Origin of the sequence: Streptomyces sp. SID3343 (genome assembly GCF_009865215.1) — a bacterium.
GTDB lineage: Bacteria > Actinomycetota > Actinomycetes > Streptomycetales > Streptomycetaceae > Embleya.
Window position 1 is genome coordinate 1 of the sequence record NZ_WWJX01000640.1, and the last position, 14415, is coordinate 14415.

Here is a 14415-nt window from a genome sequence, read left to right on the forward strand (position 1 = left end):
GGGGTCGTCACGACCGGCGGCGGAGGAGGCGGTGGGGGCGCAGGCTTCGGCGGCGGAGTCGGCCGGGGCGCGGGCGGCGTCGGCTTGGGCGTGACCACCACGGGGGCGACCCGGGCGGCCGGCGTGGTTCTGACCGGCGTCGGACTCGGGCTCGGCTTCGGCCGCGGTGGCGTCTTCGTCGGCGGCGGACTCGCCTTGGTCGGCGTGGGCGTGGGCGTCGGCTTCGGCGCGGGTGTGCACGAGCCGTGCCACACCAACCGGAAGTCGACGTCAAGCCCAATCCCCTTGGTCGGCGGACCGGTTGCCGTGGTCACGTCGACCTTCACACTCGACCCGGGCGACCCACCGATGGACACGCACACATCGATGCTCGTCCCGGGGCGACCGGAGCCCCCACGGGAACCCCCACCGGAGCCACTACTCGAATCGGCCCAGGCCACGCCCGCCGGCGCAGCAAGCAACGCCCCCGCCCCGACCGCACACCCCCACCGGCGCGCTCGTCCCCATGCGCTCATGGCAACGATCTTCCGCATGGTCGACAGCCTTAGGCCGAATACCACTCAGATTCACTCGGACGTGTCATGCAACGCCCTCTCGGACACAACGGATTCGACCCACACACACGCCCCGAATCAACGCCCCGCCCACGGGAGACACGCCACCACGCACAGGGCCCCGCCGGCCCCCGAGCATGCCCTGTCCGCCAAGCCCGCCGACCCAGCCCATCAACCCGCCAAGCCCGCCGACCCACCAAGCCCCGCCGAACCGGCCAAGCCGGCCACACCCGCCCACCTGGCCACCCGCCCCCGACCCCGGCCCGCCCGCCCGTCCGCCCGCACGCCCACCTCAGTACGTACGCTCCCCCGCCAACCACGTCCCCTTGACCGTGATATCCCGCAACGTCATCGGATCCGCCGTACGCGGGTCCGCGCTCAGCCACACCAGGTCGGCCGGCGCGCCCACCGCGAGCACCCGCCGGTCGTCGGCGAACGCCTGGTACGCGACGCCCCCCGTGTACGCGTCGAGCGCCTGATCCACCGTCAACCGCTCACCCGGCGTCCAGCCCTCGGCCGGCGTCCCCTCGAACGTCCGTCGGGTAACCGCGATTTGGATGCCCGCCAAGGGCTGATGCGAGCTGACGGGCCAGTCACTCCCGAACGACAGCGGCGCACCCGAGTCGAGCACGCCGCGCATCGGATACTGCAGATCACCGCGCTCCGCGCCAACCCTCGGGACGGTCAACTCGGTCTGCAGCGGGTCGAGTTGGGCCCACAGGGGCTCGAAGTTGGCGATCACACCGAGCGCGGCGAAGCGCGGGAGGTCCGCCGGGTGGACGAGTTGCACGTGTGCGATCACCGGCCGCCGGTCCCACGCCGGATTGGCTGCGACGGCGGCCTCGATCGCGTCCAACGCGGCGCGTACTCCCGCGTCCCCGATCGCGTGGATGTGTACCTGGAAGCCGTCCGCGTCGAACGCCGCGACCGCCTCCGCGAGCGCGGCAGGCGGCCATACCGGCATGCCACAACTGTGCGGGGCGTCGCAGTAGGGCTCCAGCATCGCGGCCGTGCCGCCCTCGATCACGCCGTCGGCGAAGAACTTCACCGTCCGCGCCGACAGCAGCGGGCCGCCCTCCGCCTCGACCCGTCGCCTGGCCGCGACGAACTCGAACCGCTGCCCGTGCCAGCGATCCGGGTCCGCGCGAAACGCCAGATTGGCTCGAAACGACAGCGCCCCCCGCCGAGACGCCTCGACGTACGCGGACACCATCTCCGGTTCCACCCAGGCGTCCTGAACCCACGTCAGGCCCGCGCTCGCGTACACCTCCCCGGCCACTCGCAGGGCGTCCACCAGTTCGTCCACGGGCCGGCCCGGCACCCGATCGAGGACGAGATCGCACGCGTGCCACTCGCGCAGCGTGCCCATCGCCGAGCCGTCCGGCCGACGGACGATCCACCCGAGCCGCGGCTCCGGCGTCGTATCGGTGACCCCGGCCCGGCGCAGCGCCTCGGTGTTGCACCAGACCGTGTGGTAGTCGTACGCCCGCAGCACGACCGGCCGATCGGCCACCGCCGCGTCCAACCACCGGGCATCGAACTCGCCGCCCGACACCAAGGTCGGGTCGTAGCTGGCCCCGACGATCCACTCCTCGTCGGGGTGTTCGGCCGCCCACCGCCCGACCTCGGCGGCGATCTCCGTTACGCTCGCCAATCCCTTGAGCTGTGGTCCGAAGTGTTCGAGCCCGCCGAACAGGGGGTGTGCGTGCCCGTCGCCGAAGGCGGGGAGCAGCAGGCCGGCCCCGAGTTCGACGACCTCGTCGGCGTCCGACGCCAGCGCTTCCGCGCCGAGCGCGACGATCCGCCCATCGCGCACGGCAAGCGCGTAGGTGTCACCGACCTCGAAGCCGGCCCCGAGGCCGACGCCCGCGCCTGTGCCCATCCCCGGCCCCGGCTCCGAGCCCGGCTCCAAGTCCGACCCCGAGACCGACCCCGCGCCGGCGCCCGTCCGCACTCTCCCGCGAAACAAAATGGTCGTCATCGCGCTCACTCCGAATATCAAGATGGTTCAAATCCGATCGGCGTCGATCGCGGTCGACGCTCCGTCGTGCGCCGAATCGTCCGTGGAACAAGCGCTCGGAGCCCGCGTAGTGCTCTGCTCCGCCAAGGTTCGGAAGATTCGCGAACCATGACGGGCGCCACCGTGACGACTGCCACCGTGGCGGTAGGCGAGGCCATCGGGACGTCCTCTCGGGCCAGGGTCCGGGACGACCCGCTCCAGTACACCGGTCGCCTAAACTAAAGCCTTTAGTTTAGGCGACCGGCACCGAACGTACTCCGCGAAGCGCCTCCCGGAAAAGACCTCGCGAAGATCGTTTGGAAAACTGGGCGACACCCGCTCGTCACAGGCCCGGATCGGGCCGCCCGATGGAAAGGCGTGACCATGGGCCGACCCCGCACCGCGCTGCTCAGCGCCGACGGGATCGTGCGCGAGGCGCTCGCCCTGATCGACGCCGAGGGTGCGAACGCGTTCACGCTTCCCCGGCTCGCGGCCCGACTCGGGGTCAAGCCGGCGTCGCTGTACAACCACATCGGCGGGCGGGCGGCGATCATCGAGGGTGTGCGGCGCCTGGTGGTCGAGGAGATGGACACCGCGGCGTTCGCCGAGCAGCCGTGGCCCGAGGCGCTCACGATCTGGGCGCGCTCGTACCGCGACGCCTTCGCCCGACACCCCGGCACGATCGGACTGCTCGCGACGACCACGATCAGTTCGCCCACGACCCTGGCGATGTACGAGGCGGTGGTCGGGTCGCTGTCTCGGGGCGGGTGGCCGAGGGCGCGCCTGATAGCGGTGCTGACTTCGGTCGAGGCCTTCCTGCTCGGCTCGGCGCTCGACCTGGCGGCGCCCGACCTGATGATCGACCCGGGCGGGCACGCGGACGACGTACCGGTACTGTCCGCCGCGCTGACGTCCCGCGAGGACAAGGCGACGCGCGCGGACGCGGCGTTCTCGGTGGGCTTGGACGCGCTGGTCCGGGGCCTGCGCGCGCAGCTCGCGGAGTCGCCCCACGAAGACACCGAGCCGAACGAGCCGTCCCGACCCACCAAACCGACCGAACCGACCGAACCGACCGAACCGAAGCCAACCGAGACATCCAGGCCAACCAGGCCAACCAGGCCAACCAGGCCAACCGAGCCGACCGCGCCGTCCGGACCGACCGCGCCGACCGCGCCGACAACGTCGACAGCGTCGACCCCCGACACCCCCGATCCGGCGCAGTCGACCGAAAACATACAGTGACCGAAGGACCCCGGCTTGGCCCGGATTGTAAGGCCAACCTAACCTTCTGTGCGTGAACGTCCTCCCGACGCGGGGCCGCTCGATCGCGCGCCGGACCATGTGGATGGTCTCGGCGGTGGTCCTGCTCGCCGCCGCGTGTCTGCTCAGCCTCGCCGTGGGCAGTCGAGGCATCGCGCCCGGCGATGTGCTCGACGCCCTCGTCCACGGCGGCGACTCCCCCGACGCGATCGTGGTCAACGCGATGCGCGTGCCACGGACCGTCGTCGCCCTCCTGGTCGGCGCGTCGCTCGGCATCGCCGGCGCGTGCATGCAGGGCCTGACCCGCAATCCGATCGCCGAACCGGGCATCCTCGGCATCAGTACCGGCGCCGCGGCCGGCGTGGTGACCGCGATCGCGGTGTTCGGCGTCACCGGTCTGACGGGCTACGTGTGGTTCGGCTTCGCCGGCGCGCTCGTGACCGGGGTTCTGGTGTACGCGGTCGCCGCGCGCGGTCGTGGCGGCGCCACGCCGGTCAAACTCGCGCTGTCCGGGCAGGCCCTCGCGGCCACCCTCGGCGCGGTGATCACGATGGTGCTGACGACGGATCAGGGCACGCTCGACCAGTACCGGTTCTGGCTCGTCGGCTCGCTGGCCGGGCGAACCTCGGATGTCGCGTGGCAGATGCTGCCGTTCGTCGGCGTGGGCCTGCTCCTGACCGTCTCCAGTGCGCGCGGCCTGGACGCGCTCGCGCTCGGCGACGACGTCGCGAAGGGCTTGGGCCACAACGTGAACCGGATCCGGGTGATCGGCGGCCTCGGCGCGACCGTGCTCACCGGTGTCGCGGTGGCCGCGACCGGGCCGATCTCGTTCGTGGGGCTGGCCGTCCCGCACGCCGCGCGGGCGCTCGTGGGCACCGATCACCGCTGGGTGCTGGCGATGTCCGCGCTGCTCGGTCCCACGCTGTTGTTGATCGCGGATGTACTGGGTCGGATCGTCTTCCCACCCGCGGAGGTCGAGGTGGGCGCGATGACGGCGTTGATCGGCGTGCCGATTCTGGTCGCGCTCGTACGGCGCAAGCCGGTGGTCGCGGGATGAGCTACCGCCCGTACGGCCACGTCCTGGTCCGCCGCCCCGGCTGGTCCTTCCTACTGCACCGCCGCTCGACGGTCGTCGCGTCGGTACTTGCCGCGCTGCTGGCCGCGGCCTTTGTGCTCAGCCTGTGCGTCGGCGTGCGGTTCCTGTTGCCCGGCGACGTGCTCAAGGTGCTGTTCGGCTCGGACCACAGCGTGGTGATCGAGAATCTGCGGCTGCCCCGCGCGACGGTGGGGCTCCTGGTCGGCTTGGCCTTCGGTGCCGCCGGCGCGCTGATCCAGACCGTGGCCCGCAATCCGCTCGCCAGCCCCGACATCATCGGCGTCTCGCACGGGGCGTCCGCCGCCGTCGTGTTCGGCCTGGTTTTCGGTTTCGGCGGGCCGACCGCGACCCCGCTGACCGCGGTCGCGGGCGGCACGATCGCGGCGTTCCTGGTGTACGTCCTCGCGTGGCGCAAGGGGTTGAACGCGCAGCGCTTCGTACTGATCGGCGTCGGCATCTCGGTGGCCCTGTACTCGGTCACCAACCTGCTTCTGACCAAGGCCGACATCACCCTTGCGCAGCAGGCGAAGGTCTGGATGTCGGGCAGCCTCAACGGCCGCGGCTGGACCCAGGCGGAGCCGCTGGCCTGGGTGTTGCTCGCGTTGCTGCCGGCGATCGTGTGGGCCGCGCGGGCGGCGCGCTCGGCCGGCTACGACGACGACACCGCCGTCGCGCTGGGCATCCGGCTGGGCCGGGTCCGGCTCGGCCTGGTGGTGATCGGTGTACTGCTCGCGTCGGTGGCCACGGGGGCGGCGGGACCGGTGGACTTCGTTGCGCTGGTGGCGCCCCAGGTGGCGCGCAGGCTCACCCGAACGCCGCAGATCCCGCTGGTGTGTTCGGCGCTGCTCGGTGCGCTGATCGTGGTGGTCGCCGACATCGGGGCCAGGATGCTCATCCCCGACGCCGAGTTGCCGGTCGGCGTGCTCACCGCCGCCGTGGGCGGCCCGTATCTGCTCTGGATGTTGACCCGTTCCCGTGCCGGAGGCGCCTCGTGACGACCCATCAGTTCGCCGGCTCCCGAACCGGAGGCGCCTGATGACCACCCATCAACTCGGCGCCCGCGCGCTCACCCTCGGCTACGACGACCGCGTGGTCGTGCGCGACCTCGACGTCGATGTGCCCGCAGGCAAAGTGACCGTCGTGGTCGGCCCCAACGCGTGCGGCAAGTCCACCCTGCTGCGCGCGCTCGGCCGGTTGCTCAAGCCGGTGTCCGGCACGGTGTTGCTCGACGGAACGGCGCTGACCGAGTTGCCCACCCGCGAGATCGCCCGCCGGATCGGCGTGCTGCCGCAGAGCCCGGTCCCTCCCGAGGGCATCACCGTCGCCGACTTGGTCGCGCGTGGCCGCCAGCCCTACCAGCGGTGGTGGCAACAGTGGTCCGGCGAGGACGAGGAGATCGTCGCGGACGCGATGCGACGTACCGACGTGGTCGAACTCGCCGACCGCTACGTGGACGAACTCTCCGGCGGCCAACGCCAGCGCGTGTGGATCGCGATGGCGCTCGCGCAGGGCACCGGCATCCTGTTGCTCGACGAGCCCACCACCTTCCTCGACATCGCCCACCAGGTCGAAGTCCTGGACCTGATCCGCGAGTTGAACACCCGTCAGGACCGCACCGTGGTCGCGGTGTTGCACGACCTCAACCAGGCGTGCCGCTACGCCGACCACCTGATCGCGATGCGCGACGGCCGGATCGTCGCGCAGGGCACGCCCGCCGACATCGTCACGGTCGACCTGGTGCGCGAAGTGTTCGGACTCGCCTGCGTGGTCATCCCGTGCCCGGTCACCGGCTGCCCGATGATCGTGCCGGGCGAGCCCCGGAAGCTGCTGTGAAGACCCACCCCGTCAAGTCCCATCACCTCCCGACACCCATCACGCGCCTCCACGCCTCCACGCCTCCACGCCCAGCGGACCCCTCGCACCTCGTCACACCCTCCCTCATGCCTCGTCGCCCCAAGGAGCCTTCGTGACCTTCGCCGTGCCCTTCGCCGTGACCTTCACCCGTCTCCCCAAAACGGCCGCCGTCGGTCTCGGCCTGGCACTGACACTCGCGGTGTCCGCGTGTTCCTCCGACGGCGCCGGCGACGCCCCGAAAGGGAAGGCGGGTGACACCCGCGAGGTGCAGAGTGCCAAGGGCCCGATCAAGGTTCCGGTCGCGCCCAAGCGCGTAGTGACGCTCGACATGGGCGAGTTGGACACCGCGTTGGCGCTCGGGATCAAGCCGGTCGGTTCGGTCGTCGGCTCCCCGGGCGCCGGCTTCCCCGCGTATCTGGGCGACAAGACCGCCGGTATCAAGGAGGTCGGTGCGATCGGCGCGCCCGACCTGGAGGCGATCGACGCGCTCAAGCCCGACCTGATCCTGGGCAGCCTGATCCGCGACGCCGACCGCTACGAGGCACTGAGCAAGATAGCCCCGGTGGTGTTCTCGACCACGGCCGGCACCGAGTGGCGGCAGAACTTCCTGCTCGACGCCGAGGCCCTGAACAAGAAGACCGAAGGCGACGCGATCGTCACCACGTTCGAGGCCCGTGCGAAGAGCATCGGCACATCCGTCGGCGACCCGGCCGCCCTCAAGGTCAGCGTGCTGCGCTTCACCGGCGCCGGGAAGAACCGCCTGTACGGCAAGGCCAACTTCGTGGGCAGCATCCTGTCCGCCGTCGGCCTGGGCCGCCCGGACACCCAGAACGTCGACACGTTCATGGTCGAGGTCAGCGCCGAGCAGGTCGAAAAGGCCGACGGCGACGTGATCTTCGTGACCACGTACGGCGACAAGACCAAGACCGACCAGGACAAGGTTCTCGGCGGCCCCCTGTGGAAGACCCTCAAGGCCGTCCGGACGAACAACGCGCACCAGGTCGACGACGAGTATTGGATGGTCAGCACCGGCTACGGCGCCGCCGACCGGGTCCTCACCGACCTGGAGAAGTACCTCCCCAAGAAGAGCTGACCGCAAAGCCGACACCACCGAGCCCTCCGGGGCCGACACCGCACCGCCTGCCCCCATGGCCTCGCCCGATCACCCCGAAGCTGCCCGGCATCGCCTGCGGAGAACCCCGCCGCAGTTTTCCGCGCCGCGCTGTCAACCTGTTCGCCGCCCGGACGGTTCTTTGTGTTCGAGGGCTTGGCGAGGGGGACGCGGTGACGGAAAGAACCGGTTCGATGCCGGGTGACGAAGCGGACTTCATAGAGTTCGCCGTCAGCAGGCAACAGTCTTTGTACGGACTGGCGTTCCTGCTCAGTGGCAGCCGCGAGGGTGCCCAGGACCTGACGCAGACGGCACTGGCGAGGCTGTTTCGCTACTGGCGGCGAGCCTCCAGGGCCGAAGACCTGGACGCGTATGCGCGCACAGTGCTGCTCCGGGTGTTCTTCGCCGAGAAGAAGAGAGCCCGCCGCGAACGAGCCGCGCACATGCTGCTCGACCCGCCGCCCCCGCCGGACCTGCCGGACCTGCGGTTGACCGTGGCCGCCGCCTTGGACCGGTTGCCGCCGCGTACCCGAGCGGTGGTGGTGCTCCGCTACTGGGCCGACCTGAGCGTCGAGGACACCGCCGCGGCGCTGGGTTGCTCGACCGGGACGGTGAAGACCCTCAGTTCGCGCAGCCGGGACCGGTTGCGCGAACTCCTGCCCGACGACCTGTGGAAGGAGCACCGCCATGCAGGATGACGCGTTGCGCGCGCTGCTGACGAAGACGACATCCGGCCTGGAGCCCAGGCCCGACACGGCTCTCACCGCCCTGGGCAACGGGCGCCGTATGCGTCGCCACGCGCGCGTACGCAACGCGGTGTTCGCGGTGGTCGCGGCTGCCGCCGTCCTGGTACCGCTCGCGTGGGCGAGCGTGAGCGGTACGGCGGCGCCGGCGCCGCTGCACCCGGCCGCCTGGCCGACAGGTACCGAACTGGCGCCGCCGACGACGCGATACCCGAGCACACACATCGGCGGCAGGAACGACACCGCCAAGCTCAGCCGTGACCAGTGGGAGGTCCGCCGCGCGTTCGAGCAAAAAGCCGCCGACGTCCTGCGGCAACTGCTGCCGTTGAACGGCCGGATCATGATCGCCGACGACACCTTCGCCAGCTTCCGGATCGAGAACGACTCGGGACGGTACGCGATCCGCCTGGCCGCGCTGCCGCTGAACGGCGCCGTCATCCCGAACCTCGTATCCTGCCCGGCCTACCTCGCCGGGCGACCGGCGCAGTTCTGTGTTCAGGGCGATCTGCCCGGTGGGGCCAAGGCCCTCGCCATGTCCGGGGTCGAGGCCAACTCTTCCCCCGACTGGCTGGGGCCTCAGGCCACGATGCTCTACCAGGACATGTACGTCACGGTCTACTTCCCACCGACCGAGGGCACCGCAGCGCCGGTTCCGGTCACCCCGAACGTGCTGCTCACCGCAGTGACCGATCCCAGGTTCGTCCAACTGCTGGACTTCCTCGCGGCCAACCCCGGCCTCGACGGCTACACCCACGACGTCGGTCGGGTCGACCGGCCGTGAAACCGCAGCGGGGTGGTCGAGATCGATCACCCCGCTGCGGACCGGGAGCGTTCCCGGAGCCGAGACCCGGCACGGCCTTAACGAGCCGGGTCCTGCCGACGGACCGCACCGGCGCGGTGCGCTCGCAGGCGGCGCCAACTGCCGTGCGCCGAGGCCGAGTACCGCGGCGACGCGCCCGCGCCCGCCGTCACCCGGCGACCGCGCGGACGCCGAGCACCGAGCGTCTCCCGGGGGAAGGACCTACAGCCCCTGCGGACGAGCCGCCAGCGCGGCCAATGCCTCCGGGGCGCCCGCCATTCCGCGCATGCCCGGGAAGGCGTTGACGTCGATGATCGACGGCTCGCCGTCGACCTCCAGGATGTCCACGCCGTACACCTCCAGGTCGAAGGCCGACCCGACCCGGCGCGCGAGATCGGCCCAGCCCGAAGGGAGGTCGCCGGGGGCGATCGGCTTGGTCTCCGCCGGACCGTCGAGGGCGGTGCGGCGCAGGCCCGCGAAGACGTGTCCGTCGACCACCCACAGCTTGTGGTCCCAGCCGCCGTTGTCGACGAACTCCTGGGCCACGACGGGTTCGTCGGGCCACTGCGCGGCGATCTCGCGTAGTGCGTCCGGGTCGTCCACGCGCACGACCAGGTCGCCGCGCCGGCTGTGGCGACTCTTGACCATGAGCGGCAACCGCGGCCGCGTCGCGAGCAGTCGGGCCGGGGACGCGAACGCGTGCGTACCCGGAAACGGCAGTCCGGCCGCCCAGGCCGACTCGGCCATGTGCACCCGGTCCTGGCACATCCGGGTGGCCGCCGCCGAGTTGAGCACACGCGCACCCGAGCGCTCGGCCCGTTCGGCGAACGCGAGCGCTGTCGGGGTCCGGGCCTTGAGCAGGTACACGTCGGCGACCGGCAGGCCGGCATCCGGGTCAGGGCCCGGACCAGAGTCCGTATCCGTATCCGTATCCGTATCCGGGTCGTGGGCCGTCACGTCGTGACGAGGCGTCAAAAGCTCCCGTGCGTCGGCGAGAAGCGGGTGGTCGGGTCGGTCGGTGACGAAGCAGATCCGCACGTGCTCAGCGCCCCGGTCAGCCGACGTACGCGGGCGGCGCGCTGTCGACGACCGGGCCGGCCACGGCACGTGTCGACGCGGTTTCGACGACGGGCGTACTCCCCGATCGCGGTGGGCCGACCACGGCGCGCGGACGCGGCGGCGTACGCCCGGCTCCTGTCGCGGCCAGGTCGAGCACCGCGCGGGCAACGCGCGCGACGCCGTCCGGGACGCAGCGAAAGCTGGGAAAGTCGTTGATGTCGACGACCATCGGCCCGTCCGGACCCTCGATGATGTCGACGCCGAACAGGTCCAGCCCGAACACCGCGCCGATCCGGTGCATCAGCGCCGCCGTGCCGCTCGGCAGCGGCACCCGGCTCTCGCGCACGGGCTGTTCCGGGTGCAGCGGCGAGCGCCGCACGGTCGCGTGCAGGTCGCCGGCCACGCTGTACACCTTGAGGTCCACGCCGGTGTTGGGGACGTACACCTGCGCCAACAATGGTCCCTCGCCGATCAGTTCGGCCCCGATCCGGGCCAGCCGCTCGGGGGACGCAACCAGATGTACCGCGCGCCCGGAGCTGCCGCCCGCAGGCTTGACCACGAGCGGGTAGCGGTCGGTGGGTATCTGCGTGAGCAGTTCGGGTACCGCCGCGAAGTACGTGATCGGCATGGGCAGTCCGTTGGCTCGGGCGATCACCGCGGCGACCGCCTTGTCCCGTACCGAGCGGATCGAGCGCGCGTCGTTGATCGTGGTGAGCCCGAGCGCCGCCGCGGCCTCGAGGATGCTCAGTCCGGGGCCGCCGGAGACGGTCTTGAGCACCCAGGCGTCGTGTGATCCGGCGCGGATCAGATCCGACATCTCGATCAACGAGCTGCCCGGACGCACGATGTCGACGTGATGGCCCCACGCGTCGAGCTGTCGGACGACGTCCAGCGGCATGCCGTCGTGGCGGTAGTGCTCCTCCACGAGGAAGGCAAGTTTCATCGAATATCCCCCCGGGACGGCCGCCGTTCCCCCATCCGGCAGAACATTGACGGCACAGCATGCCACGCGTGCCGCCCACCACGGCACACACCCCACCAAACGCCACGGGTGACCATCATGATGGGCCATTTCGGGGGTGGTTCGTCATCTCGTCCAGAGTAGAGAGGAATCGGTTGTTCCGCTGCCACCGCCGGCATAGAGCCGGTCAAACCGCAGGTGGGTCGGTACCGGCGGCGCCGAGCCGGTCACGACGAGCGTGGGCCCGCGCTCGGCGTGGGGGCCGCGGAGTCGCCGGCGAGCCCGTCGAGCAGCCACGTGATCGCGTCGCCGGGCGTTCGGCCCACGAACACGTCCGCTTCGTCCAGCGCGGCCAAGGACGCACCGAGTGTGCCCAGGTGTTCACCGGGTTCGACGGCGCGGGCCAACTCGGGGAGTACCTGCGCCTCTTCCACCCGCAGATGCGCGTCCACGGTCTCCTTCACGGCCTCCGCCGCGGCGGCCGCCATCCACGCGCGCTCGGGGTCGCGAGCGAGGCTGCCGATCATCGCGGTGACCACGGTCAGGTCGTGGTCGATCCGGTGGTGGTCCGATTCCAAGCGGTTGAGCAGCAAGCGCAGTTCCGGGCGGCGGACCCGCAACACGGGCCACAGGTCGGCATCCTCGTACGCGTGATGGGCCGTCAGGACGCGGGCGATCAGGCGCCATTGGGTCAGCGTCTCGGCGACTGCGGCCGGGCGGCCCGCACCAAGCGCGTCGATCCGGCCGGGCAACGGAGCGAGGTCGCGACGCAACGCGGTGTACACGAGGCGGATCCCGCTGAAGCGCAGCAGCGGGGAGGCGGCCTCGGGGGCAATCGACATGACACGGTTCCTCGGGGATCGGCGGTATCGACGGCATCTGCGGTACCGGCGGCACCGGCGGGAGCTACCGGAGCCGGCACCTCACCTGACACCGCAGTGTTACGCGCGTCAATCAACGTCCGATGCCCATCCGATCAACGCTCGGCCGCGCGTCACGCCGGTGCGGTGCCCCGAAGCGCCGAAGCCGTGCCCGAAGCGCAGCCGGGGCCGCGCCGAAGCGCCGGGGCCGTGCCCCAAGCACCGGGGGCCGTGTCCCGAGGCCCGAGGCCGTGTCATCCCGAGGCCGGGGCCGTACCCCAACCCCCGGGCTCGACCAGCCGCGCGGCATATACGGACAGTCACTTCAGGATCGGCGAACCTTCCCATCTACGTCGAAAACCGGCAGATTACATTCCATTCCAACGACGAAACGTCAAAATCGGTCGCGTACACGTCTCCGCGCGGCGACCCTCTACAGATGGGAGACCGCACCACCTTCGTGATCGTCGACGACCCCGCCGCAGGTCACGAGCTGTACTGCTCGCGCTCGGATACGGCCGGCCCGGACCTCGACCTGCTGGCCGGGCCCGGCGTCGTGGTCCCCTTCATCAGGTCGCTCGACCGTGACCGGGCCTCGTGGGTGCCGCAGGAACGGTACTCGGGCGCCGCCTTGATCGATCTGCGCAGACGCGTGCTCCTGTGGTTCGCACGTCGGGGGTCGGTCGTCGAGATGCGCCATCGCCCGGCCGTGTTCGAGCTGCTGCGGCGGGCGTGGCCCGGCTGGGACATCCGCTGGAGCCACGAGGGCGTCGCCGACCTGCGCACCTATCTGGGCCCCGCCCTCGCCGCCGACCTCCCCGCCGTCCCCCAGCGCCCGGTCCGATCCGGTCCCGGCGGGATCGGCGAACCGAGCGGGGCCGTCGCCGCGAGCGAGGCCGTCAGCGGGGCCGTCGTACCGAGCAGGATCGTCGACCCCGGCGCCGAGCAGTTGGCCGGCCCCGACCCCGCAGTGACCGTCGTGACGATCGACACCGACCGCTGCCTGGTCCTGGGCGGCCGCGAGGCGCACCCGATCGCCGAGGGCCCGGCCGTGCTGCCAAGGCTGGCCGGCGCCACCGACCACGGTCGGTACTCGGGCCGGGCGGCGGCGGGCCTGCACATCGACACCACCCGCCGCCGGGTCGGCTGGTGGCTTCTGGACGCCCAGGCCCAGGCACGCGAGATGGCGAAGCACTGGCCGACGTGGACGGTCGAGTTCTGGGCCGACGACTGGCAGCGGCACTCCCAAGTGGCCGGCGCCCGGTTCACCCCACCGGCGATCGACCTCGGGGCGGCATTGGACACGGTGCACGCACGAGCGGTCGAGCACTGGGCCACGCGAGGCCGCCCGGCCGCTCGCTGATCAGGGCCGAGCCGCCGGGCCGAACCGCGGCCGGCCCGGCGTGCGCGGTCAGAGGTAGTCCTCCAGCCGGGCGATCGCGAAGCCCTGGGCGGTGGCGGTGTCGACGACCCGGCGAACCATGTCGGTCATCCCGCCCTGCCAGTTACGCGGGCCGCGGAAGTGGGTGAGGATGATGTCGCCCGGCTTGAGCCGGTGGTCGTAGCGATACTCCATCCGGTCGGGGAACACCTCCTCGTTCCACAACGCGAACGCGGTGATGCCGCACGAGGCCGCAGCCCGCAGGCTGTCCTGGTTGTACTCGCCGAACGGCGGCCGGAACAACCGCGGTCGCGTTCCCAACTCGCGCCCCAGTTCGTCTTGTTGACGGCAGATCTCGGTGCGCTGCTGCGGGTAGTCGAGGGTGCGCAGGTCGGGGTGGTTGAGGGTGTGGTTGTGCATCGCGTTGCCGCGCTCCACCAGGTCACGGAAGTAGCCGTAGTCGGACCGTGCCACATCACCGGTGAGGAACGCGCTGAAGGGGACGCCGAGTTCGCGCATCATCCGGGAGAATTTCGGGTCCTTCTCGGCGCCGTCGTCGATGGTCAGAAACACCACCTTGTCCTGGGTCGGGACCCGAAAGACCACCGGCGGCAGACCGTCGCCCACCTTGACCCCGGGCCCGGCGACCAACCGAGGCCTGACCACCGGCGGCGCGGGGGCGACCATCGGCGGCGCGTCGAGACCCCAACGCCGCGCCGCCGCGGCGACTTTCGCCGC

13 protein-coding genes and 1 pseudogene are annotated in these 14415 nt (G+C 71.2%); 8 read left to right on the forward strand and 6 right to left on the reverse strand.

What is annotated here, in order from left to right; translation table 11 throughout:
• Together GT354_RS19530 and GT354_RS19535 are read right to left on the reverse strand one after the other, a co-directional pair.
• Window positions 1–252, reverse strand: a pseudogene (locus tag GT354_RS19530) (hypothetical protein); the annotation flags it as partial.
• A 594-nt stretch (window positions 253–846) separates the two neighbouring features.
• Window positions 847–2535, reverse strand: coding sequence for an amidohydrolase (locus GT354_RS19535; protein WP_237535240.1), 1689 nt, complete (start codon window positions 2533–2535; stop codon window positions 847–849).
• Between the two features lie 402 nt (window positions 2536–2937).
• Between GT354_RS19535 and GT354_RS19540 the strand changes: the two genes are divergently transcribed.
• The 7 genes from GT354_RS19540 (at window position 2938) to GT354_RS19570 (ending at window position 9398) form a co-directional block, all read left to right on the forward strand.
• On the forward strand, window positions 2938–3795 hold the full coding sequence (locus tag GT354_RS19540) for a TetR/AcrR family transcriptional regulator C-terminal domain-containing protein (RefSeq protein ID WP_202512061.1): 858 nt from the start codon (window positions 2938–2940) through the stop codon (window positions 3793–3795).
• A gap of 97 nt (window positions 3796–3892) precedes the next feature.
• Window positions 3893–4870 (forward strand): iron ABC transporter permease, encoded by a 978-nt coding sequence (locus GT354_RS19545; RefSeq protein ID WP_161357592.1) that lies wholly within the window; start codon window positions 3893–3895, stop codon window positions 4868–4870.
• Entirely contained in the window at window positions 4867–5904 is a 1038-nt protein-coding gene (locus GT354_RS19550) for an iron chelate uptake ABC transporter family permease subunit (protein ID WP_161357583.1), read from the forward strand. The genes GT354_RS19545 and GT354_RS19550 overlap by 4 nt, the downstream gene beginning before the upstream one ends.
• Window positions 5905–5944: 40 nt before the next feature.
• The gene (locus GT354_RS19555; RefSeq protein WP_161357584.1) at window positions 5945–6742 is read left to right on the forward strand and encodes an ABC transporter ATP-binding protein; all 798 of its coding nucleotides are present in this window, start codon (window positions 5945–5947) and stop codon (window positions 6740–6742) included.
• Window positions 6743–6875: 133 nt separating this feature from the next.
• Entirely contained in the window at window positions 6876–7856 is a 981-nt protein-coding gene (locus tag GT354_RS19560) for an iron-siderophore ABC transporter substrate-binding protein (protein ID WP_346012090.1), read from the forward strand.
• Window positions 7857–8068: 212 nt separating this feature from the next.
• Window positions 8069–8572: a SigE family RNA polymerase sigma factor gene (locus GT354_RS19565; protein ID WP_161357585.1), complete on the forward strand. Its 504-nt coding sequence runs from the start codon at window positions 8069–8071 to the stop codon at window positions 8570–8572.
• Complete coding sequence (locus GT354_RS19570) at window positions 8562–9398, forward strand: hypothetical protein (RefSeq protein WP_161357586.1); 837 nt, start codon at window positions 8562–8564, stop codon at window positions 9396–9398. The genes GT354_RS19565 and GT354_RS19570 overlap by 11 nt, the downstream gene beginning before the upstream one ends.
• 240 nt (window positions 9399–9638) lie before the next feature.
• Here GT354_RS19570 and GT354_RS19575 read toward each other — a convergent pair whose 3' ends face one another.
• The 3 genes from GT354_RS19575 to GT354_RS19585 form a co-directional block, all read right to left on the reverse strand.
• On the reverse strand, window positions 9639–10454 hold the full coding sequence (locus GT354_RS19575; protein ID WP_161357587.1) for an alpha-L-glutamate ligase: 816 nt from the start codon (window positions 10452–10454) through the stop codon (window positions 9639–9641).
• Window positions 10455–10470: 16 nt separating this feature from the next.
• Window positions 10471–11418, reverse strand: coding sequence for a hypothetical protein (locus tag GT354_RS19580; RefSeq protein ID WP_237535242.1), 948 nt, complete (start codon window positions 11416–11418; stop codon window positions 10471–10473).
• 245 nt (window positions 11419–11663) lie between these two features.
• A complete protein-coding gene (locus tag GT354_RS19585; protein WP_161357588.1) occupies window positions 11664–12278 on the reverse strand; it encodes a hemerythrin domain-containing protein in 615 nt (204 codons plus the stop codon).
• A 457-nt stretch (window positions 12279–12735) separates the two neighbouring features.
• Here GT354_RS19585 and GT354_RS19590 point away from each other — a divergent pair, with 457 nt between their 5' ends.
• Window positions 12736–13659 (forward strand): hypothetical protein, encoded by a 924-nt coding sequence (locus GT354_RS19590; protein WP_161357589.1) that lies wholly within the window; start codon window positions 12736–12738, stop codon window positions 13657–13659.
• 48 nt (window positions 13660–13707) lie between these two features.
• On the opposite strand, the gene GT354_RS19595 is transcribed toward GT354_RS19590, so the two are convergent.
• A partial coding sequence (locus GT354_RS19595) for a polysaccharide deacetylase family protein (protein WP_161357590.1) occupies window positions 13708–14415 on the reverse strand: 708 nt, incomplete at its 5' end.

Coding starts and splice junctions, on each gene's coding strand:
- GT354_RS19540 (WP_202512061.1), top strand. CDS start 2,938: ATGGGCCGACCCCGCACCGCGCTGCTCAGCGCCGACGGGATCGTGCGC.
- GT354_RS19565 (WP_161357585.1), top strand. CDS start 8,069: ATGCCGGGTGACGAAGCGGACTTCATAGAGTTCGCCGTCAGCAGGCAA.
- GT354_RS19590 (WP_161357589.1), top strand. CDS start 12,736: ATGGGAGACCGCACCACCTTCGTGATCGTCGACGACCCCGCCGCAGGT.
- GT354_RS19585 (WP_161357588.1), bottom strand. CDS start 12,278: ATGTCGATTGCCCCCGAGGCCGCCTCCCCGCTGCTGCGCTTCAGCGGG.
- GT354_RS19535 (WP_237535240.1), bottom strand. CDS start 2,535: ATGACGACCATTTTGTTTCGCGGGAGAGTGCGGACGGGCGCCGGCGCG.
- GT354_RS19550 (WP_161357583.1), top strand. CDS start 4,867: ATGAGCTACCGCCCGTACGGCCACGTCCTGGTCCGCCGCCCCGGCTGG.
- GT354_RS19570 (WP_161357586.1), top strand. CDS start 8,562: ATGCAGGATGACGCGTTGCGCGCGCTGCTGACGAAGACGACATCCGGC.
- GT354_RS19580 (WP_237535242.1), bottom strand. CDS start 11,418: ATGAAACTTGCCTTCCTCGTGGAGGAGCACTACCGCCACGACGGCATG.
- GT354_RS19545 (WP_161357592.1), top strand. CDS start 3,893: ATGTGGATGGTCTCGGCGGTGGTCCTGCTCGCCGCCGCGTGTCTGCTC.
- GT354_RS19555 (WP_161357584.1), top strand. CDS start 5,945: ATGACCACCCATCAACTCGGCGCCCGCGCGCTCACCCTCGGCTACGAC.